13 protein-coding genes and 2 tRNA genes are annotated in these 21,230 nt (G+C 71.1%); 6 read left to right on the top strand and 9 right to left on the bottom strand.

Going from position 1 to position 21,230, the window contains the following annotated elements:
• The first annotated feature begins 9 nt into the window (after nt 1-9).
• On the top strand, nt 10-1,641 hold the full coding sequence (locus AB0B39_RS25370; protein ID WP_357495714.1) for a GAF domain-containing sensor histidine kinase: 1,632 nt from the start codon (nt 10-12) through the stop codon (nt 1,639-1,641).
• Between the two features lie 15 nt (nt 1,642-1,656).
• Here the strand turns inward: AB0B39_RS25370 and AB0B39_RS25365 are convergent, their stop codons facing one another.
• Nucleotides 1,657-2,295 carry a response regulator transcription factor gene (locus tag AB0B39_RS25365; protein ID WP_234581614.1) on the bottom strand — a complete coding sequence of 213 codons (639 nt, stop codon included), beginning with the start codon at nt 2,293-2,295 and terminating at the stop codon, nt 1,657-1,659.
• A gap of 232 nt (nt 2,296-2,527) precedes the next feature.
• Here AB0B39_RS25365 and AB0B39_RS25360 point away from each other — a divergent pair, with 232 nt between their 5' ends.
• A complete protein-coding gene (locus tag AB0B39_RS25360; RefSeq protein ID WP_357495636.1) occupies nt 2,528-3,502 on the top strand; it encodes a nitroreductase in 975 nt (324 codons plus the stop codon).
• A gap of 131 nt (nt 3,503-3,633) precedes the next feature.
• Here AB0B39_RS25360 and AB0B39_RS25355 read toward each other — a convergent pair whose 3' ends face one another.
• The 7 genes from AB0B39_RS25355 to AB0B39_RS25325 all read right to left on the bottom strand — a co-directional run bounded on the left by AB0B39_RS25355 (nt 3,634) and on the right by AB0B39_RS25325 (nt 16,953).
• Entirely contained in the window at nt 3,634-3,894 is a 261-nt protein-coding gene (locus AB0B39_RS25355; RefSeq protein ID WP_357495638.1) for a MafI family immunity protein, read from the bottom strand.
• A 10-nt stretch (nt 3,895-3,904) separates the two neighbouring features.
• Nucleotides 3,905-10,798: a polymorphic toxin-type HINT domain-containing protein gene (locus tag AB0B39_RS25350; protein ID WP_357575567.1), complete on the bottom strand. Its 6,894-nt coding sequence runs from the start codon at nt 10,796-10,798 to the stop codon at nt 3,905-3,907.
• Between the two features lie 94 nt (nt 10,799-10,892).
• Nucleotides 10,893-14,627 (bottom strand): LamG domain-containing protein, encoded by a 3,735-nt coding sequence (locus AB0B39_RS25345; protein WP_357575566.1) that lies wholly within the window; start codon nt 14,625-14,627, stop codon nt 10,893-10,895.
• 187 nt (nt 14,628-14,814) lie between these two features.
• Entirely contained in the window at nt 14,815-15,825 is a 1,011-nt protein-coding gene (locus AB0B39_RS25340; protein ID WP_357575565.1) for a reductase, read from the bottom strand.
• Nucleotides 15,826-15,972: 147 nt separating this feature from the next.
• On the bottom strand, nt 15,973-16,623 hold the full coding sequence (locus AB0B39_RS25335) for a TOPRIM nucleotidyl transferase/hydrolase domain-containing protein (protein ID WP_357575564.1): 651 nt from the start codon (nt 16,621-16,623) through the stop codon (nt 15,973-15,975).
• Nucleotides 16,624-16,756: 133 nt separating this feature from the next.
• Nucleotides 16,757-16,831, bottom strand: a tRNA-Val gene (locus tag AB0B39_RS25330).
• A 49-nt stretch (nt 16,832-16,880) separates the two neighbouring features.
• Nucleotides 16,881-16,953: transfer RNA gene (locus AB0B39_RS25325), tRNA-Gly, on the bottom strand.
• 148 nt (nt 16,954-17,101) lie between these two features.
• Here AB0B39_RS25325 and AB0B39_RS25320 point away from each other — a divergent pair.
• Nucleotides 17,102-17,374: a DUF6458 family protein gene (locus AB0B39_RS25320; protein WP_234581604.1), complete on the top strand. Its 273-nt coding sequence runs from the start codon at nt 17,102-17,104 to the stop codon at nt 17,372-17,374.
• 126 nt (nt 17,375-17,500) lie between these two features.
• On the opposite strand, the gene AB0B39_RS25315 is transcribed toward AB0B39_RS25320, so the two are convergent.
• Nucleotides 17,501-18,316 (bottom strand): isocitrate lyase/phosphoenolpyruvate mutase family protein, encoded by an 816-nt coding sequence (locus tag AB0B39_RS25315; protein ID WP_357575563.1) that lies wholly within the window; start codon nt 18,314-18,316, stop codon nt 17,501-17,503.
• Nucleotides 18,317-18,387: 71 nt separating this feature from the next.
• Here AB0B39_RS25315 and AB0B39_RS25310 point away from each other — a divergent pair, with 71 nt between their 5' ends.
• From AB0B39_RS25310 to AB0B39_RS25300, 3 genes are all read left to right on the top strand, one after another.
• Nucleotides 18,388-19,368 carry a DUF5937 family protein gene (locus tag AB0B39_RS25310; RefSeq protein ID WP_357495650.1) on the top strand — a complete coding sequence of 327 codons (981 nt, stop codon included), beginning with the start codon at nt 18,388-18,390 and terminating at the stop codon, nt 19,366-19,368.
• A gap of 209 nt (nt 19,369-19,577) precedes the next feature.
• A complete protein-coding gene (locus AB0B39_RS25305; protein WP_357575562.1) occupies nt 19,578-20,510 on the top strand; it encodes an ABC transporter ATP-binding protein in 933 nt (310 codons plus the stop codon).
• The gene (locus AB0B39_RS25300; protein WP_357495654.1) at nt 20,507-21,229 is read left to right on the top strand and encodes an ABC transporter ATP-binding protein; all 723 of its coding nucleotides are present in this window, start codon (nt 20,507-20,509) and stop codon (nt 21,227-21,229) included. Before AB0B39_RS25305 ends, AB0B39_RS25300 begins: the two co-directional genes overlap by 4 nt.
• The last annotated feature ends 1 nt before the right edge of the window (nt 21,230 follow it).

Raw genomic sequence — 21,230 nt, 5'->3', positions numbered from 1 at the left:
CTCCAGGAGATGCTGGACCGGGTCGGGGAGGTGATGACCAGCCGGGAGCGGCTGCGGGCGCTGCTCGACGCGGTCGTCGGCATCGGCACCAACCTGGATCTGCGCACCACCCTGCGCCGCATCGTGCAGGCGGCCTGCGAGCTGGTCGGCGCCCGGTACGGCGCGCTGGGCGTGGTCGGCCCGGACCATCTGCTGCACGACTTCATCGTGCACGGCATCACGCCCGAGCAGCACGCGCAGATCGGCGACCTGCCGCACGGGCGGGGCGTGCTCGGCCTGCTCATCGACGATCCGCGCCCGCTGCGCATGCCGGACATCACCCAGCACCCGCGCTCCTACGGCTTCCCCGCCAACCACCCGCCCATGCACAGCTTCCTGGGCGTGCCGGTGCTCATCCGGGAGCAGGTGTTCGGCAACCTCTACCTGGCCGAGAAGCAGGGCGGCGCGCAGTTCACCGAGGACGACGAGGAGATCGTCGTCGCGCTCGCGGCCGCCGCCGGTGTGGCCATCGAGAACGCCCGCCTGTACGCCCTGGCCCACCGGCGGGAACGCTGGCTCGCCGCGACCGCCGAGATCACCACTGTGCTGCTCGGTGAGGTACGCCGCACCGACGCGTTGGCGCTTGTCGCCCGACGCGCCCGGGAGGTCGCCGAGGCGGAGCTGGCGCTGGTGCTGCTGCACGACAGCGAGTCCGCGCAGTTCACCGTGGAGGTCGTCGACGGCGTCGACGAGCGGGCCCGGGCGCTGGTCGGGGCGGTCCTGCCGGCCGCCGACACCAGCTTCGGGGCGGCCGTCGCCGAGGGCCGGCACGACCAGGTGGACGACCTGGCCCACGCCGCGCCGTGGCCGGCGCTGCTGCACACCGGCCCCGCGATCGTCTCGCCGTTGGCCACCGCCGACACTCTGCACGGCGTGCTGATCGTGGCGCACCGGCCCGAGCGCGGCGGCGGCGCCAGCGACGAGGACGTGGCGCTGCTCGGCAGCTTCGCCGGTCAGGCGGCGCTGGCCATGGAACGGGCCCGCGGCCAGGAGGAACGAGAGCTGCTGGTGGTCCTCGAGGACCGCGAACGGATCGCCCGCGACCTGCACGACGTGGTGATCCAGCGACTCTTCGCCACCGGCCTGCAGTTGCAGAGCGCCGCGCCGATGATGACCCGCCCCGAGGTCGCCAGACGTATCAACGCGGCCGTCGACGACCTCGACGCCACCATCCGCGACATCCGGCGCACCATCTTCGAGCTGCGGACGCCGATGACCGCCGCGCTGCGCACCGAGATCCGCGAGGCCATCGAGCTGGCCGCCGAGTCGCTGGGCTTCAAGCCGCACCTGGAGGTGACCGGCCCGGTGGACAGCGCCGTGCCGGACACCATCCGCCCGGATCTCACCGCCGTGCTGCGCGAGGCGCTGTCCAACACCGTCCGGCACGCGCGGGCCACCCGCGTCGACGTGGCCGTACGCGTCGACGCCGGTCAGGTCAGCGTGACGGTCACCGACGACGGGGTGGGCTGCGACCCGGCCGCCGCCCGCGGTGGCCTCGTCAACCTGCGGGAACGCGCCGACCGCCTCGGCGGCATCTTCACGATCCGCCCGGCCGTTCCGCACGGCACCGAGCTGTGCTGGTCGGTGCCCCTGCGGGACTGACCGGCGCGGGCCGGGTCAGGGCGTCTTACCCAGCAGCCGGGTGGCCAGGACGGCGGCTTGGGTGCGGCGCTCCAGGCCGAGCTTGGCCAGCACACTGGAGACGTAGTTCTTCACCGTCTTCTCGGCGAGGAACATCTTTCCCGCGATCTCACGGTTGGTCAGCCCCTCGGCCACGTACTCCAGGATCCGCCGCTCCTGCTCGGTGAGCGACTTCAACTCGCGCGGCTGCTCGACGCCGTTGCGGATGCGCTCCAACACCCGGGTGGTGATCGCCGGGTCGAGCAGGGACTGCCCGGCCGCGACGCGGCGCACCGCGTCGACGAGGTCGGTGCCGCGGATCTGCTTGAGCACGTACCCGGCGGCCCCCGCCATGATCGCGGCAAACAGCGCCTCGTCATCCTCGTACGAGGTGAGGATCAGGCCCTTGATGGACGAGTCGACGGCCCGGATGTCGCGGCACACGTCGATGCCGTTGCCGTCGGGCAGGCGGGCGTCGAGGATCGCCACGTCGGGCCGCAGGGCCGGGATGCGGCGGGACGCCTCCTGCGCGGAGCCGGACTCGCCGACCACCTCGATGTCCCCGCTGCTCTGCAGCAGGTCGGCCAGGCCACGGCGGACGACCTCGTGGTCGTCGAGGAGGAAGACGCGGATCATCCCTCGTTTCTACAGGTGCCGAGCGACGGGTGCACGGGCCGAAGGTCCCGACCCGCCCGGGCTCCGGGTGGTCGCCACCCGGGAGGTCCCGACCCGGGTGGTCTCGGCCCGGGCGGTCGGGCCCGGTGGATCGGGACGTACGGCCCTGCTCGGCACCCACCCGGTGGGCGGACCGTGGGAGTGCGCCAGCCGTCGCGGCTCGACGGCCGGCCCACCGGAAGGGAGCACCGCCATGGACATCGGCTACACCACAGCCCACCTGCGGGCCGCCGCCGCGGACGCGGTCCGGGCGCCGTCACTGCACAACACGCAGCCGTGGCGGTTCCGGCTGCGCGACGGCGGCATCGAGGTGCTGGCCGACCCGACCCGCCGGCTGCCGGCGACCGATCCGAGCGGTTGGGGCGTACGGGTCGCGTGCGGCGCCGCCCTGTTCAACCTGCGGATCGCGCTGGCCGTGGCCGGCGTTCCCGCCCAGGTGCGGCTGCGCCCGGACCCGTCCGAGCCGGATCTGCTGGCCCGGCTGGTGCCGGACATCCCGCGCCGGCCCACACCCGCCGAGCAGAGCCTGCACGTGGCCATCCCCCGCCGGTACAGCAACCGGCTGCCGTTCTGGCCGGACCCGGTGCCGTCCGACGCGCGGTGGCGGCTCGGCGACGCGGCCCGCGCCGAGGGGTGCTGGCTGGAGCTGCTGGTCGGCGTGAGCGCGGTGAACGCGTTCGGCGAGATCGCCCGCAGCGCGCACCGGGTGCTGGAGCGCGACCCGGCGTACCGCGCCGAGCGGGAGCTGTGGCTGCGGCATGAGCCCGCGCCGGACGGCGTACCCACCTCGGCGGGCGGCCCGCAGCACGAGCCGCAGGACGTGCTGCCGGCGCGCGGCTTCGGTGGGCGCGACCGCGCGCCGGGGCGCGACTTCGAACCCGAACCGCTGGTGGGGGTGCTCGGCTCGGTCGGCAACACCGCCATCGACCAGGTGGTCGCCGGGCAGGCCCTGCAACGGGTGCTGCTCACCGCCACCGACTCCGGGTTGAGCGTGTCGATGCTGTCCCAGCCGATCGAGGTGCCGACCGCGCGGGAGCAGCTACGGGTGTCGCTGGGGCGGTTCGGCACGCCGCAGATGGTGCTGCGCATCGGGTACGGCCAGCCGGGCCGACCCACCCCGCGCCGGGGAGTCGACGAGGTGCTGGTCCAACCCGTCGGCAGCCGGTGAGCCTGCGGTTCAGGCTCGCCCCCGACGGTGATCGGTCGGGTGGGCTCGCTGACCACGAGAGCCCACCCGACCTCACCGACCGCTGCTCCGGTCGCCGCACGCCCGCCGGGCGAACAGCCTCCCGAACCCCACTAGTCCGCGATGAGCTCGTCCAGCTTGTTGATCGACTTCAGCGTTCCCAGTTCCTTCGCGGCTGACACGAGACGCTCGTAGTAGGCGGAGGTGATCGGGAGATCATCCTCGTACAGCCACGAGCACATCGTGTCGAAGGCCAATTCCTCCTCGCCCACGCTCATCAGATGACGGACATCGGCGATGACCTCCGTCGACGTCAACGGAGATTCGTCGAGAAGACCCGAGATGAGAGAACGCAGGTATTGGTATCTCTCCATATTGCCCTCATCATCTCGGGAAGGCGGTGAGGACCTTACCGGTAAGTGGTTCGAAACGGACCTCGATCACCACTCCTCGCACCTCCCCGATTATCTCCTGAACGGCGGGATCACCCTTCCTCGTACGGAGGGTCTTCTCAGCGTAATGGGCGGACCCGGTCTTCCAGCTGCGCGTACTCTGCGGGTCGGTGAGCACATCTGCGACGGCGTCCAGGACCTCATCGTCGCTCCACTCCTTGGGGAAGGCAGACTTCCCCGGCAACCCCGGCCACGCATGCCCCTCAAGGATGTGGTCGGCATCATTGCCCAGGAGATCCCGTCCCACGCCGCAGTTGTGCACGAGGACTGGCGTGGCACCAGCCACCACGTAGTACGTGTGGATGTCGGCGACCGTGAGGTCGTGCATCGCCTCCAGTCCGGCGTACGAGCGCACGGCCTGGACCGTGATCGCCGTGCCGCCGAGCGCGCGCAGCGCCTCACCGACCTGGACGTCGGCCGCGTCGATCCAGTCCTTGCGGTCCTCGCTCCAGAACGGGTGGTGCTGGGTGGTCTTGATGACCGTCGCCTCGGCGCCGTCGGCCTTGACCGTCAGATCCGTCAGGTCCGCGTCCTCGTTGCGGTGTGTCCTGGTGACCTCGCGAGCCTCGGTCCTCCCGGTCTCCGGGTCGGTGGCGAGGACCAGGTCACCCTCGCGCAACTCCTCGATGGCCTTGTAGCCGCCGTTGGCCAGCACCACCTTCGTCCCCGGCGCGAAACTGTGCCGTTTCGTCAGGCAGCTCTCGGCCGCCTTGAGGACGTCGTCGGCCCACTTCGTCTCCTGGGTCCACTTCAACAGCGCCCTGCCGGCCTTGGTGATCGTCTTGGCCATCGGTTTGGCCTTGCGCAGGAACTGGAGGGCCTTACCCACGGGCAGCATGCCGGCGAGGGTGAAGGCACAGGCCATCAGATCGCCGTGGATGCAGTCCAGGATGTCGTTGATGCCGAAGAAGTCGAGCAGCAGCTCACCGCCGGCCTGGATGATGATCGAGATGGCGTTCTGCTTCTTGACCTCCTTGGCCCGCTTGATCTCCTCGTCGGTGGGGCCACCGTTCTTGCCGCCGCCCTTGCCGCCCTTGCTGCCGCCGCCGTTGCCGCCACCGGCCTCGTGCGCGGCGCGGGCTTCGGCCCAGTCGTCGTCGCCGCAGCTACCACCGCAACCGTCGTTGTCGCCCTTGACCTCGACGTAGTTGCCGTACATGTCCTCGTAGTCGGCGCCCGGACCGCAGGCGTCGTCGGAGCAGGCTCGCAGGCCGCTCGGGTCGGAGAACGTGATCGGGTTGTTGTTGCTGTAGGCGTACGCGTTCCACTGCTGCGGGTCGGCGAGGTCCTGCACCGGGTCGACGGAGATGAACCGTCCGATACCGGCGTCGTACTGGCGGGCTCCGACGTTGGTCAGACCCGTCGGATCCTTGTCGCCTCCGACGAAGCCCTTGCTGTTCGTCCACTGCGGCTGGGTGCCGCGCGGGTCACCGTACGGTGTCTGCCGGCGGACGGTGACCGCCTGGGACGCCGCGTTGACGCCGGTCTGCTGGGTGCCCTGGTGGTCCGAGTAGAGCCAGGTCAGGGCGCTCGGCGTACGGTTGGCGACCGTCCTGCCGGCGAAGCTGTAGTAGCGGGTGCCGGTGACGACGGAGTTGTTGTCGCGCCGGATCTCCTGGCCCGGCAGGTAGAGCGTGCTTCCGGTGGCGTCGCGACGGATCAGACGCGCGCCCTCGGCGTCGTAGATGTTGGTCTCGACGGTCTGCCCGCCGGCGCTCACCGAGGCGAGCTTGCCCTCGGTGTTCCACTTCAGCGTCTGCGAGTTGGTCCCGTTGGCGCAGTTGTTCGCCGTGGCGGCCGCCGGCCGGCAGGTCATGTTGCCGACGTTGTCGTAGGCGTACTGGGTGGTGACTGCGGCCTGACCGGGCGCCTCGGTGAGAACCGAGGTGACCGAGTGCGGCCGTACGGCGTTCTTGCCGCTCGCCGGCGACGTGTAGGTACGGGTGGTGTCCCCCGCCGCCGTGTGTACCTTCTCCGTGCTGCGGTTGCCGACCGCGTCGACGGTCCACTCGTGCCAGTAGGGCGCCGGCCCACCCAGGTTGGCCGTGCTCGGAGCCGTCTTGCAGTCGACACCCGCCTTGGGCGTCCACGCGTTGGTCATCCGGCGCAGGTCGTCGTAGCGGAAGCACTGGGTGTCCGCGGCGCCGACCTGCGGGGTGTCCTTGATCCAGAGAATGTTGCCGGCGGCATCGTGTTCGTAGTCGGTGTCGACCACCGTGCCGGCGGCGGTCTCCGGCGTGACCGTCACCCGGTCGACGCGCCGGGTCGTGAGGTCGTAGTAGGTGTTGTCCTCGACGTACACGCCGCCGTCGGTCTTGCGGGTGGTGAGCGTCGGCTCGCCGTACTGGGTGTACTGCTGGCCGATCACGTACCGACCCACGTTGATCAGGTTCGTGGTCAGCTCGGTGGGCAGGCCGGTCGTCGAGTCGTACGTGGTCTGCACCTTCTCGGTGGTCAGACCACCGCCGGCCGGATAGGTGACAGCCGTCGGACTGCCGTCGTAGGGCGAGTACTCGTAGCCGTAGGTCCAGGTGCCGGCGAGACTCGCCACCTCGTTGGTCGGGATGACGTAGTTGGTGCCGGTGGGCTGGTAGCGGTCACTGAAGCCGCGCACCTGCCACTTGTAGGCGTTCGAGGACCCGGCCGACTCGTAGCGGATGCTCTCGGTGAGCTGCCCGCGAACCACCTGACCGGTGTAGAGCTTGTCGTACTTCCACTCGGCCAGCTTGTTGGCGGCGCTCACGCTGCCGGCGTAGAGACCCTTGCGCCGCCCCGACGAGTCGTACTCGTTGACGAGCACACCGTTGGCGTCGGTGACCGTCTCCACCTGGTCGTACTGGGTGAAGGTGGTCGTGGTGACGCCCTTGTCCGGGTCCTTCGCGCTCGTCTGGCGACCCTTGACGTCGTACGTGTTGACCCACTCGTTCCCGGCGGTGTCCTTGACGAGGGTGAGCTGACCCTTGCGGTTGTAGGCGTAGGTCGTGACGTGGTCCGGCGTGACCTGCGTCCGGTCGGTCTGCTGCCGCAGCTCCACCGTGCGGCCCTGCACATCGGTAGTGGTGGTGGTGACGGTGCCACCCGTCGGCGGGGTCACCTTCGTGGCGTCGCCGAGGTACTCGGTCCTGGTCCGCCACTTCTCGACCAGGTTGGTGACACCGTCGGTGCCGAAGAACACCTGGTCGGTGGGGCGAGAGGCGTTGTCGTAGAGCGCCTTGGACAACGCCGGCACCGACCACTCCGGCTCCCACCAGAGCGCGCCGTCGGGCGTGCCCGGCTCGGCGTGGGCCTGGTAGGAGGTCACGGCCCGGCCGGTCGCGTCGTAGAGGGTGTCGGTGACGACCCGGCCGCCGCCCACCCCGGCGGCCTGCGTCTGGCGGGGCCGCAGGAAGGCGTCCTTGATCTCGTACGACGTCAGGTACCCGCCGCCGGCGTTGAGAGCCCGGCTCTTCGTGTACGGGTAGGCGTCCCGGTTGGGCGCGTAGTAGTACGTGTACTCGACCGACGGGCTGTTCGGGTGATCCGCCTGCGGCCAGCCGACCTTCCAGCCCTTGGCGAGCCGACCCATCGGGTCGTACACCAGGTCGGCCTGCTTGCCGTTGTAGTCCCTGGTGCGGATGGGCTGACCCCAGTAGGGGCGTACCTCGATGGTGTTCTCCCAGTCGACGGTGCCGCCGTTCGGGTCCGGCGTCCGGGTGGTCACGCTCGTGACGGGTCCACCGGTCGCGGGGGTGTACACCGTCTTCACCGTGCGGCCACGGGCATCGGTGGCGGTCGCCGGACGCCCGTAGGCGTCGAAGGTGGCCTGGCTGATGGTCTGCCAGACGGTGCCGCCGGCGGCGGACCAGTCCCCCAGCCGGTCGATCCGGGTGACCTCACCCCGGGTCGGCGCGGCGTCGACGCTCGTCGCGCCGTCGTAGAACTTCCGCTCGTCCGCGACGATGTCGTCCTGGCTGGTCGGGGCGGTGGCACACGGCAGGGCCTTGACGGTGATCTGCTTGACCGTCTCGAGCAGGTTCGCGCCGGTGTTGCGGTTGTAGAGGTAGGTCGTGCACGTCTCGTCACCGGTCTTGCCGACGTCGCCATCGGACTGGACCGACTTCGTGCTGCCGTAGTCGTCGTCGAAGTCCGTCACCGTACGTCCGGTCCGCCAGCCGGATGCCCCGTTGACTCCCAACGCCACCGCCTCGTAGGTGACCCGGGTGTTCGTGTAGTGGGCGGAGACCACGTCCTTGTTGATGGTGCGGGTCGCGAGCGCCTTCGATCGCCAGGGCACGTTGACCGTCTTGCTGACCGGCTTGTTCTCGACGCCGTTGTAGACGACCTGCTCACGGACCATCCCGGCGAACTGGTCCTCGTCGTACACGGTCTCGCTGCCGAGCGAGGCGCCGACGGTGACGCTACGGGTGCCGCCGGACGGCGCCGCCCGGTCACCGTGCATGCCGCGCAGGAACGTCGTACGCGTCAGCGTCTGGGCCGGCGCGTCACCCTTTCGGACCTCCACCTGACCGAAGCCGCGGAACTGGTTCCAGGTCTTGCGCTTCGGCTGCACCAGCCCGTTGTCATCGGCGTAGTGCCAGGCGGGAGCGCCCAGATAGGTGTAGTAGGTGTTCTGCACCGGCTGGCCGTGGTCGGTGCCGCCGGCCATCACCTTGATGTCGGACTCGGACACCTGCGTGACAACGTACTTGTGCCAGTACTCGGTGAGCTCCGTGCCGGGCAGGTACGGGTCGGGGCCGACCACCGGGTAGCAGAGGCGCGTGTTGGACGACGGGGACGACGGAAGGCTGTTGCTCTTGCAGTCGGCCTGGCTGTACGTGACCTGGATCTGCCCTCCGGTCTCGGTGAAGATGTTGCCGATGCGCATCCGGTTGTTGCTGGTGTTGTTCTTGGTCAACACCCGGTTCGGCATCGACACCGGCTCAAAGGTCACCGGTGGTATGACGACGGTGCCCCCGACCAGGCCCCTGTGCACCAGCGAGGTCAGCCACATGCCCGCGTGATCGCTCCCGTCACCGACCGGCGGGTAGGAGTGCGTAAGCGTCCACGAGTCCACCGGCTGCCAGTCCGGCGTGGTCTTCGTGGTGTCCCAGACGCGCGTGGTGACCGTCGAGAGCCGCTTGGTCGTCCAGAACGTCGGACCGTAGTTCTCCTTGCAGTCCGCCGCGGCCGACGTGCACTCCTGGTCCCAGGGGACGTCCTTCCAGTTGCCCCGGTTCGAGCAGTCGGTCACGCAGCGGTCCGCGACGTCGAGGACGACCTGGGCCAGGGGCTTGACCGAGCGGTCGGTGGAACTGCGGTCCCAGGTGCCGTAGTCGATCCGCCGCAGCGATCCGCCGCGGACGTAGGACGCCTTGTTGGTGGAGGTGGCGAGCTTGGCGTAGTAGTTGGATTCCTTCTCGTACCAGTACGACAGGGTGTTGCCGCGCGGGTCGACGACGTAGTCGAGGTTCCACCGCCAGGTCTGGTTGCAGAACGACGAGGCGAACGAGGAGCCGTTGCACGGTTCGTTCGCGTGGTTGCCGGCGACCGGGACGGTCCAGGCGGACTCGGTGGTGGCGCTCTGGCCGGGCAGCGTGTTGCGGCCGAAGAAGTACTGCGTGCCGTCGGGCGTGGTCGCCTTCCAGTACTCACCGTCGTCGTCACCGTTGGCGGTGCCGGTCAACTTCTCGATCTTCGTGCCGTCCTCGTTGCGGCTGTGCCAGCCCTTGCCGGCCTCGAAGATCAGTTCGCCACCCCGACCGTTCAGCGACATCGTCGCGTTGTCGGAGCGCCAACACTGGTCCCCGGTGCGGTTGGAGCTGTTGTTGCCGCCGCTCATGTCGTCGGCGCACGGCACGTAGCTGCGCTCGATGTAGCCGGACCAGAGGCTGAAGCCCTCACCGACCCACGACGGCTGGCTGTTCGACGCGTCGGACTGGCCGTCGACCGCGTCCGAGCTGTAGGAGAGGCCGAGGCTCGGTGCCGGGCCGCCGATGCCCGGCGGCATCCGCATGGGGTACGACCAGGAGAAGCCGCCGGTCGACGTGCCCGCCGACCAGGTGGCGCTGGCCGCCATCGGGGTCGCGGAGAAGTCACCCTCCGGACCCGAGCTGCCCGCGGCGAGCGCGACGAGCGTCCCGGCCTGCCCGGCGGTCCGTGCCGCCGCGCTGTCGGCGGCCACCGGCACGTCGGCGGTCACCGAGGCGCCGTCGTTCGTGGAGATCAGGGGCTTGGCCGCGCACTCGGCCCGCTGCGGGTCGCGCAGTGCGCACTCCGGGACCTGCCACAGCCGCAGCCGGGATGCCCAGTCGCCACCGAAGGCGTCCCGAAAACCGCGGTAGTCCACCGAGACGGTGGCCGCGCCGGGCTGAGCGGGTGTCGTTGACCGGGCGGCGGCCTGACCGGCGTCGCCGATCCGCAACATCAGTCCGTCGCGCCACCGGGCCGGCACGGCCGCGCGGTCCAGCAGTTGAACGGAGACCGCCGAGGTCCGGGCGCCTGCGGGGCCGGTCGCCCGCTGGACCGACACCGGCAGGGCACCAGCGGGCACCGCCGAGGACGAGGAGCGGCGCTGACCTGCCGCGCCTGCCGCGCCGTCCGTCAGCAGGGTCACCGTCGCACTGCCCGGGCCGGGCCACACGGGCGCGGCAGGCTTGGCGTTCGGTACGGCCTTCGTCGTCCGGGCACGACCGACCGCCGGGCCGCCGTCCTTGTCGAGCTTCTCTCGTTGGCCGGTCCCGGGCTTGGGGCCGCCCGGCGCGGCCTGCGCCGGAACCGACGCTCCCATGATTACCAAGGCGGTGCTGAGCAGTCCGGCCAGGAGGGCCTTGCCGACGTTATGCGGCATATGCAGAGTTTGACGACGAGTTTTTGGGTAGGGGGTCACCATGCCTCCACGGACGAGGTCGACGTGCGGGGTTGGGTCAGGGGCCGGAGTGCGGTCAGTCCTCGGGTGCTTCCACCGACGCCGGCGACTCCGCGTCGAAGAGCGTCTTGACCGCCACGTCGGTAAGCGCGCCCTGGTAGAGGCCGAGCTTGTCGATGTCGCCCCGCCAGAGGTCGGACCACCGCGGCGTACTTCCCGACGGAGTGAAACGGGCGGCACCGACAACGAGCGGACCGGTCGCGTCGAAAGCACCGGTGAAGGTGCCGGTGCTGAAACTCTTGATGCCCTCCTGCTTCCCGTTGACATACAGCCGGATCTCGCGTCGGGACGCGTCATAGACAGCGACCAGATGCGTCCACCGAGCCCAGTCGTCCTCCGTCAGGGCCCTCGACGCCATCGGAACCGCCGCGGTCTGACCCGTGGTGACATCGGAGTCGACGCCGAAGACGCTGACACACCACCGGTACTCGGTGGTGGTGCCGACCGCGATGGCGCGCTGGCCGAGGTAGAACGCCGACTGCTTGGTGCCGGCCTGACTGACGGCGGTCATGGTGCCCAGTGCCTGCGCGTCGGGTCGCACCCAGACGGACACCGAGAAGGACTGGTCCGTACGCAGCACCCGGCCGTCCTGCCAGATTGGGTTCTGCGGCTCGGCGAGATTGTCCTGCGAGCGCCCGTACTCCACGGTCTCCTGGGCTGGGTCGTCGATGCCCTGCCGGTCCAGCGAGAGGAACTTGTCATCGGAGAGGGAGCCGAAGTCGGCGCCGGCAGTCAGGGCCAGCCTGCGGCCGAACTGGCCGTCCTCCGGCGCGCTGCACAGGGTGGGGTCCGTCGACTCCACGTAACACGCCATGCCGTTGCCGAAGCCCCATTCACCCACTCTGATCGCCGACAGCATTCCCGGCTCGTCGAAGCCCCCGGAATCCGGATCTTCGGCGAGCTGACCGGTGAAGTCGTGGTCGACCAGGACACGGTCGTACACCTGCACGTCGGCCAGGTTGCCCTTCAGCCAGTTCACCGGGGCACCCGAGGCCCAGCCCCGCCCGAGGCTGAACGGGCCGCCGGCGCTCCACGCGGTCGCGGTCCGATCCGTCTCGGCGGTGAGTGTGCCGTTGACGTAGAGCCGGATCTTCCCGGCGGTCTTGTCGTAGACACCGGCGAGGTGCGTCCACCGTCCGACGTCAGCAGTTGTCAGGGCGGAGCTGACCGCTGCGCGGGTGGAACTGGTCTGCAGGTCGCTGTCCTTCATCATGAACGACCAGCGCGGCGTCGCCGGGGAACCCTCCAGCCGGGTGCCCAGCTGGAGCCCGACGGTGCTGGTGCCGGCCTGGGCGGCGACCGCCATGTCCGCCGTGGTGGGAAGCGCCCCGAGGCGCACCCAACCCGCGACGCTGAACGACTTCGTGGTGTCCACCACCGGTCCGGAGGTGGCCAGGTTGGACGAGGTGCCGTTGAACGAGGCGGTCTCGCCACGGATCAGCCGCAGGTCACCGGTCCAGGAGACGCTGCCCGAGGACAGCGGGGTCCTGCCGGAGGGCGGCGACTGCTGCCGGTCATCGAGCGCCTCCGACGCCGTGACACCGGGGTAGGTCTCCAGACCCCAGCGGGCCGCCGCGGGCGCCGGCCGAAGCGCGGTGAACTCCCGCGAACCGTGGCCGACATTGCCGGCGCCGTCGGTCGCCGACACGAAGAGAGTGTTCAATCCGTACTTGGGCACCACGAGCGACACCGTCGCCTGCTTCACGTTGACAGTGGGGTTCGGCGGATCTGTCCACGTGCCGCTGCTCGCCGCGATCTCGGTGACGGGCGGGTCGACCCAGCCGTACCGGAATTTCGTCACAGTGGTGTCGGTGGACCTGATCACGAAGGTCGCCGTGCTGCCCGGCATCGCTGTCCCGGAGGTCAGCGTCGCGGTCACCGGCGGGACCTTGGTGTCCGCCATGAACTTGCACCAGTCCGACCAGACGCTGGTCCGGCTGTACGGGGCAGGGTCGGTGGCCTTGGCGCGGAACGCGTACGTCACACCTTCGCTGGCGGTCACGGCGGCAGTCGTCGATCGGCCTCCGGCGGGGACGGATGCCCCGGCGGGAGCCGACCGGCGCGGGGTCGACGCATCGATCACGCCGTTGCTGGGCACCTGGACCCACTCGTACCCGGTCGACAGCGCCTGGGTGCTGTCGGCGTCCGGGAAGATCGCGGAGAACGTCGGCTTCAGGGTGCCGATGACGAGCGTCGTGTTGACCGGGCAGGCGACACCGGCGGCCTGCAGATTGGTCGGCTTGCCCGGGATGGCGTCGAAGTCGACCACCAGCTTGGCGTTGCCGGGGAAGAACTTCTTCCACCGGTCGGTGGTGGACTCGCCCGACCCGTCAGTGGCGCTGCACGCGCAGAAGCCGAAGGTGATGTTGGTGGCGTTGCTCGTCGCGGAGGACTGGATCACGCTGGTCACCGCGGACCCCTGGAAGTTGACGGTCATGTCCGGCTGCGGCGAGTCGGAGCATCCCGAGCCCTCGTTGGCGTGTGAGCTGACCGAGGACTTCAGGCCGATCAGCTTCGGCGCCCAGTTGGTGCGCGGGGTCGAGGCGATGCCGCCCGAGTGGTACATGTAGGTCGGCGTGTTGCCGCACGACCAGGAGTGGTCCAGCTTCATCTGCACGTACGCGGACTCGATGTGCTTGCCCCGCACGCTGGTCAACGGGAAGTCGAAGTAGGACCGGTACAGCTTGCCGGACTCCGGGTCACGACCGACCCGGGCCACCGAGGTGTCCGTGTTGTTGCTGTTGTTGTTCGTCGAGTACGCCCACCGCGACTTGCCGGTGGACCAGGCCGGGTCGATGTAGACCGGGAAGGTGGCGCCGGCCGGCGCCAGCAGCGCGGCGTCCGGGCGCAGGACCAGGTCACCGCCGTCGACGCCGACGTTGACGGCCGCGACGCGCGCTCCGTCACCCGGCGCCGCCGACGACGAGAGGTCGGACGACGACCCACCCGCCGACGTGGCGTCCCCGGCCGAGGACGTCGCCGATCGCTGGCCCGACGGCGCGACACCGGCGCGGGAGTCCCACATTACGGCGCTGTCGGCGGCGGCGAGAACCTCATCGCCGGCGAGGGCCGACAGACGACCGTCCCGACCCCGCACCACCCGGGCGTCGCCGCCCAGGTCGAAGCGGAGTTCCCGCAGACGCGGGTTCGCCGCCGCCTCCGGAGTCTTGACCACGAGGACGTGGGTGAACCCGGTCCGGGTGGCCCGCAGCACCAGGTCCGTGCCGGGCAGCACGTCCGCGTAGGTGGCCGAGTCACCGGACACCGAGGGACGGGGTAGACCACCCGGCCAGGACAGGGAGAACGACCTGCCGTTGCGGGACAGGACCACCGCGGCGGCATCACCACCGTCGGAGAACCGCACGTCCGCTACCGACGCCGTCGGCCGCCAGCCGTCCGCACCCCGACGGAGCGCGAGGTCGACGACCGCCCACGAGCCGTCGGGGCGCTTGACCTGCTGCGGCACGACCGCCAGTTCTGCCGTGAAGCCCCCGGACGGGTTGGCGAACACCTGCGTCAGTTCGGTGCGCGCCGACGCGACCTCCACCCGCTCACCGGAGCGGCGGGCGGCGGCGGAGGCCGAGGCGGAGTCGGCCGCCTCGGAGATGCCTGTCGACGGCTTCGGCGCCGCGGCCGGTGCGGCCTGCGCGGGCACCGCGACGGATGTGCCGACAAGCGCGACCGCGCTTGCGACGACGAGTAGGGAGCGTCTCTTGAGGTGGGCAGGCAGCAGCCAGCGGCCAGTGGTCATCACGTTTCCCCCGTGCTGATGAGAACTAGTCGGCCGAACTGTAGGACTGGCTAAGAGGTTTGTCTATGTCCGCTACCGCCCGTGATAACAAATGGGGTACTAGCCCGCAATGATCACTGCGGCCGCACCCGCCGTCACCGGACAATGGCCGTCGATCGCTTCACACAAATGAGCCGGCGACCGCCGGTCAGCTCGCCGCCGGCTCGGTGGCGGCGAGCAGCGCGGCCTCCCGGGCCGGGTCCAGGCCGACCGAACCGCGGCCGGGCCTGCCGGCGCGCGGCGGGACCGTGCCCACCTCCCGCAGCCACCGCCACGTGTCCGCCACCGTCTCGGCCACCGGCCGGCAGGTCAACCCCGCCGCGTGGGCCCGGCTGGTGTCCCGCTCCAGCAGCCAGCGGTACGGATGCCCGAGCGGCAACCAGATCGGCAGCTCGTTCCACGGCTCCACCCCGGCGGCGAGGATGGACTCGGGGTCGGTCCAGCGCAGCCGGGCGCCGGAACCGGTGACGGCCACGCACTCGCCGAGCAGCTCACCCATTGTGGAGTGCCCGGGAAGGCTGACCGCGTTGAACGTCCCGCCCCGCCGTCGGGCGCCCTGGTCCAGCATCCAGCCGGCCAGGTCGCGCACATCGATGCACTGGATCGGCAGCTCGGCCGGGCCGGGGGCGAGCACGTCGCCGCCCCGCGCCGTGCGGCTCAGCCACCAGGGCAGCCGGCCGATGTCCTCCCCCGGCCCGAGGATCAACCCGGCCCGGGCGATCAGCGCGCGGTCACCGAAGACCTCCCGCACCGCCCGCTCCGCCCCCGCCTTGAGGTGCTGGTAGTCGCCGTCGACAGCGTCCGGGTCGGCGTCGGCCACCGGCGCGGTCTCGTCCGAGCCGGGCACCACCGGGTCGGCGTAGACCGAGCCGCTGGACACGTAGGTGTAGTGCCCGACGGAGTCGACCAGGGCACGGGCAGCGTCGCGCGCGGCGCGCGGAGCGCCGTCCCAGGTGTCGACCACCAGATCCCACTCGCCGTCCGCGAGCGCCGCCAGCCCGTCCGGCGCGCTCCGGTCACCCCGCAACCGGTGTACGCCCGGCGGGACCGCCCCGTGCAGCCCCCGGTTGAACACCGTCACCGACCAGCCCCGGCGAACCGCCTCGGCGACAGTCGCGCCGCCCACGAAACCCGTACCGCCCAACACCAGCAATCTCATGTGCTCCACCCTGCCGGGTGGCTGCGTCGCGTGGCGTTCCTGTTCACCGCGAGCGGATCTGCCCTCGGCAGAACCCCGCCCCAACGTCCAGGCGCTGCCGGATCGGGCCGGCACCCGAGCTCGGGCCGGCTACCGGGCTCGGGCCGGTCAATTGGCGAGCAGCAGGTCCAGCGGGCGGGGCACGGCGCCCGGGTCGAGAGCGCGCACGAGCGCCCCCGCGTAGCGGGCCTTGCGGCCACTCATCGTCCCGAGGAAGCGCCTCAGTTGCCGCTCGACCGAGCGGTCGCGCTGGGCGGGCTGGTTCTGGAACACGCGCAAGCGGGCCAGGTCGCCCTGCTCGGCGATGACCCGCTCGACGCCGTCGCTGCCGAGCGCGCGGATCAGCTCGTCCTCCAGGTCTGTCACGCACACACCGAAGCCGAGCGCCTCCATCGCCGACCGGCTCAGGCCGGCACCGAAACCCGCCTGCTCCAGGCCCCGGCGGAAGAAGCCCTCCTCGGCCTCGTCACACAGCCCCCGCACGGTCACGGCGAGGCCCTGCGTGCCGAAGAGCCGCAGGTACCGACCGACGCTCATCGCGCCTCCGAGCGGCACCACGCACACCCCCTCGGCGGCCAGATCGCGGTGCCGTCGTTCGGCCAGCGCCTCCACGGCACGTTGGTCGCTGACCCCCTCGACGAGCACGACGGTACGCAGGCCGGCCGCCGACTCCCGGGCCGTGTCGGCGGCGGTCGCAGCGTCCGGACCGCCGGCCGCCCAGACGCGTACGGCGGCGCGGAAACGGTCCGGGGCAGGCACGGGACCGAGTCTCGCAACGACCCACCGGCGTCACAACCGGATTGCCGCGGTCTGCCGGGCGTCGGGGCCTCGGTGGTGTCAGCACGGCAAGAACGGCTCGTCATCGAGGATGCGATGACGAGCCGTTCTTTACTGGTGGGCGATACTGGGTTTGAACCAGTGACCTCTTCCGTGTCAAGGAAGCGCGCTCCCACTGCGCCAATCGCCCGTGGTTTCCGCCCGATCCGGGAGCTCAAGCCCGTCGAGGCGAAATCGCGAGCGGACGACGGGATTCGAACCCGCGACCCTCACCTTGGCAAGGTGATGCGCTACCAGCTGCGCTACGTCCGCACGTCCCCGACGAACGTCGGCGACGCGGCAAACTCTACCCGATGCCAAGATCGGCGGGCGCACGACCCTGGGCGGCGACGATTGCGCTGGTCGCCGCCGGGGTACTGAGGGACCTCGACAGCGCACCACACCCCCTAAGGAGGCTGTCGTGGGTATCGGCACCAGCATCTTCCTGATCGCGCTCGGCGCGATCCTCACCTTCGCGCTCGACGCGAGCGTCGGCGGCATCGACCTCGACGTGGTCGGCTGGATCCTGATGGGCGCCGGCGTGCTCGGCCTGATCATGACCACGCTGATCTGGGGTCGCCGTCGCCAGGCGGTTCCCGTGGCCACCGAGCAGCCGGTGGAGTACCGCCGGGTCGAGGAGCCGGTCGAGTACCGCCGGGTCGAGGAGCGGCGGGACATCGCCCCGCCGCTGTGACACGACACCGGCGACCACTGACGGAATTAGCGGAACATCCGGGCCGGCCACCTCGACAGAGGCGGCCGGCCCGGCGTTGTCCGTGCCCCCCGCGCCACGGGAGACACCTGACGCTGCCCGCCCCGTTCACCGCATGAGGGCGTTGAGCGTGCCGTAGTCGAGGGCGTCCGCCAGCGCGTCGTACGTGCCCGCACCGAGGGCCTCGTCCGCCGCCCGGCGGGCAACCGCGTACGCGGCCTGCACGATCGACGAGCCGAGGCTCACCCGGGCCACACCGAGCCGGGCCAGGTCCCCCACCGGCGGCGCACCCGGCCCGGCGAGCACGTTCAGCGGCGCCGGCACCGCCCGCACCAGCGCGCCGATGGTCGCCGGGTCGACCACCCCGGGCACGAAGATGCCGTCCGCGCCGGCGGCGAGATAGGCGGTGGCCCGGTCCAGGGTCTCGGCGACGTCGTCGGCGCCACTGAGGAACGTGTCGATCCGGGCGTTGACGAACAGCGGCAGACCCGCGGCGTCGGCCGCGCCGCGCACCGCGCCAATCCGGGCGCACTGGTCGGGCACGTCGCGCAGTGGTGGGCCGCCCTCGCGTCGGGCGTCCTCGATGTTCACGCCGACGACACCGGCGTCGAGCACGGCCCGGGTGGTCACGCCGACCTCCGCCGGTGTCATCCCGTACCCGGACTCGATGTCCGCGGTGACCGGCAGCGACACCGAGGCGGTGATCCGGCGGACCAGGTCGACGGCCGCGTCGCGGCCGAGGATGTCTCCGTCGGACGCCCCGAGACTCCAGGCGACGCCGGCGCTGGTGGTGGCCACCGCGCGGGCGCCGGCGGCGGCAACGACGCGGGCGCTCGCGGCATCCCAGGCGTTGACCAGGACCAGCGGTGACCCGGGGGTGTGCAGGGATCGGAACAGTTCGGCTCGGGTGTGGTGTTCGCTCACGCGGCAAGTCTCGGCCGGCCCCGCGACCGCCGGTAATGTTTTAGCGCCAGCTGAAACCACCGGGGGGTGCCGTGGTCGCCATCAGCATGTCGGCGGGCGCCGTCGCTCGCATCCGGTTCGCCGTCTCCTGCCTGTGGGAAGTCGTCGCGAGCGTCCGCGTGCTGCGCGACCCCGGAGACCACGCGGTCCACCTGCCCTGGGTACGCCGGGTACGTCGACAGCTGGTCGAGGCGGGTCTGATCGAGGCGGACGGTGGGCTGCTCTGGCAGCTCGTGCCGACCCCGCCCGGCTACCTGGCCGACTTCCTCACCCCTCCGCCGGCCAACCTCAACCCCGATCTGGCCGCCGAACTGACCGCCCTGCGGGCCACCCCGGCCAGCGTCGTCCGCGCCCACCTGGACCTGTATCCGGGCGACCGGACGCCGGCGCTGGCCGCCCTGTACGTCGACCCGCCGGCCGGGCTGCGCCGCCTCAGCGAGGAGATCGAGGCGTACTGGCGGATCGCCCTGGCCCCGCACTGGCCGCGACTGCGGCTGCTGCTCGACGCCGATGTCACCGCACGCGCCCGGCTGCTCGCCGAGGACGGCGCTGCGGTGCTCCTCAACGATCTGCACCGGCAGGTCCGGTGGGAGGGCGACACGCTTGTCGTCGCGCAGCGGCACTGCCTGGCCCCGGACGTCGCGGACGGCCCGGGCCTGGTGCTGGTCCCGTCGGTCTTCGTCTGGCCGTCGGTGCTGAGCGTGTCCGCCGGGGACGCGCCGCAGCTCGCCTACCCCGCCAGTGGGCTGGGCACCCTCTGGGAGCGGCCCACCGGCGTCCCGGACGCGCTGGCCGCGGTGCTCGGCCGCGGGCGGGCCCGGCTGCTCACCGAACTGATCGGGCCGGCGAGCACCACCGAGCTGGCCCGTCGCAGCGGGATGTCACCCGGCGGCGTCTCCCAGCACCTCACCGCGTTGCGCGCGGCCGGTCTGGTGGTGACCCACCGGCGGGGCCGGAGCCTGCTCAGCGCCCGCACCGACCTCGCCGAGGCACTGCTCTCCGCAACGGCATAGCCGACATCGGCGCCCGCTCACCTCGTCACCCATCGCCGAGGCGGTCTACCGCCGCCTCGGTTTCCGGCCGGTGGCCGAGGTCCGGCTGCTGATCTTCTGACCGGGCCGCCCGCTCGCTGACACGTTCCCGGAGCAGATGCTCACCCGGAACGCAGAAAAGCCGCCCCGGGGCATGGTCAACGGAGCCGCGGATTGCGAAACTGCTCGCAATGTCCAGCACACCGCTGTCCCTGCCGCAACCATCCGCGCGGACGCCCGAGTTCGGCCGGGACGCGCTCATCGTCTGCGAGAACCTGGTGCGGATCTACCAGACCGGTTCGATCGAGGTGCAGGCGCTACAGGGCCTGGACCTGGCCGTGCAGAGTGGTGAGCTGGTCGCCGTCGTCGGCGCCTCCGGGTCGGGCAAGTCGACGCTGCTCTCCATCCTGGCCGGCATCGACGCCCCCACCGCCGGGCGCGTCCGGGTCGAGAAGTGGAACCTGCTGGCGATGTCCCGCGCGGACCGGGTGGACTACCGCCGGCACACCGTCGGGTTCGTACGGCAGCAGACGGCGAGCAACCTGATCCCCTACCTGACGGCACGGGAGATGGTGGACCTGCCGATGACGGCGGCCCGGACCGCGAAGAAGGAGCGCCGGGAGCGCGCGGCCGAACTGCTGGACAGCCTCGGAGTCGCCGACTGCGCGGACCGGCGCCCCGGGCAACTCTCCGGAGGGCAGCAGATGCGGGTGGCGATAGCTGTGGCGCTGGCCAACCAGCCGCGGGTCCTGCTCGCCGACGAACCGACCGGCGAACTGGACGCCGCCACGTCAGCGGAGGTCTTCGGCGTGCTGCGGGACGTCAACAGGCGCTACGGCGTCACAGTTGTCGTGGTGACCCACGACGCGGAGGTCAGCGGCCAGGTCGAACGGACCATCGCGATCCGGGACGGGCGCACCAGCAGCGAGGTGCTGCGTCGCACCACCACCGACGCGGAGGGCGACACCCACGTGATCGCCGAGGAGTACGCCGTGATGGACCGGGCCGGGCGGGTCCAGGTGCCCCGCGAGTTCCGCCAGGCGCTGGCGCTGACCCGACGGGTCCGGCTGGCCCTGGAACCCGACCACATCACGATCCGTCCCGACGCGGGAAGCGGCGAATGAGCGGCGAGCCGCTGCTGCGCGTGCGCGACGTACACCGACGCTTCCGCACCGGCCCGACGGTCGTCCACGCCCTGCGCGGGGTGTCGTTCGACGTGGCCGCCGGTTCCATGGTGGCGCTCGTCGGCCGGTCCGGCTCGGGCAAGACCACACTGCTCAACGTCATCGGCGGCCTGGACCGCCCGGACGCCGGCTCCGTGCACGTCGACGGCGCCGACATCAGCGCGCTCGACGAGGACGGCCTGTCCCGGCTGCGGCGCGAGAAGGTGTCGTACGTCTTTCAGAGCTTCGGACTGATCCCGGTGCTGTCGGCCGCGGAGAACGTCGCCGCCCCCCTGCGGCTGGCCCGCGCCGCCCCGGCCGAGCGCGAGCGGCGGGTGGAGTTGCTGCTGGATCTGGTCGGCCTGGCCGATCACGCCCGGCAGCGGCCGACCGAGCTGTCCGGCGGCCAGCAGCAGCGGGTGGCGATCGCCCGCGCGTTGGCCGCCTCGCCCCGGCTGCTGCTCGCCGACGAGCCCACCGGGCAACTGGATGCCGAGACAGGTCTGTCGGTGATGGCCCTGCTGCGCGGGATAGCGGAATCCGAAGGCGTCACAGTGCTGGTGTCGACGCACGACGCGGTGATGATGGCGTTGGCCGACCGGGTGATCCGCATCCACGACGGACACCTCGACGAACAGGCGACCGGGCAGCCGTACGCGCCCGTGCCGGACGCCAGGTAAC

This window comes from Micromonospora sp. NPDC049114, from assembly GCF_040648635.1.
Classification (GTDB): Bacteria; Actinomycetota; Actinomycetes; order Mycobacteriales; family Micromonosporaceae; genus Micromonospora.
Note: the sequence above shows the minus strand (reverse complement) of the source record. Positions and strands in the feature narration are given on the sequence as shown.

What these genes read in the sequence shown, in the direction of transcription:
- AB0B39_RS25370 (WP_357495714.1), top strand. Translation starts at nt 10, where the DNA reads ATGCTGGACCGGGTCGGGGAGGTGATGACCAGCCGGGAGCGGCTGCGG.
- AB0B39_RS25365 (WP_234581614.1), bottom strand. Translation starts at nt 2,295, where the DNA reads ATGATCCGCGTCTTCCTCCTCGACGACCACGAGGTCGTCCGCCGTGGC.
- AB0B39_RS25360 (WP_357495636.1), top strand. Translation starts at nt 2,528, where the DNA reads ATGGACATCGGCTACACCACAGCCCACCTGCGGGCCGCCGCCGCGGAC.
- AB0B39_RS25355 (WP_357495638.1), bottom strand. Translation starts at nt 3,894, where the DNA reads ATGGAGAGATACCAATACCTGCGTTCTCTCATCTCGGGTCTTCTCGAC.
- AB0B39_RS25350 (WP_357575567.1), bottom strand. Translation starts at nt 10,798, where the DNA reads ATGCCGCATAACGTCGGCAAGGCCCTCCTGGCCGGACTGCTCAGCACC.
- AB0B39_RS25345 (WP_357575566.1), bottom strand. Translation starts at nt 14,627, where the DNA reads ATGACCACTGGCCGCTGGCTGCTGCCTGCCCACCTCAAGAGACGCTCC.
- AB0B39_RS25340 (WP_357575565.1), bottom strand. Translation starts at nt 15,825, where the DNA reads ATGAGATTGCTGGTGTTGGGCGGTACGGGTTTCGTGGGCGGCGCGACT.
- AB0B39_RS25305 (WP_357575562.1), top strand. Translation starts at nt 19,578, where the DNA reads ATGTCCAGCACACCGCTGTCCCTGCCGCAACCATCCGCGCGGACGCCC.
- AB0B39_RS25300 (WP_357495654.1), top strand. Translation starts at nt 20,507, where the DNA reads ATGAGCGGCGAGCCGCTGCTGCGCGTGCGCGACGTACACCGACGCTTC.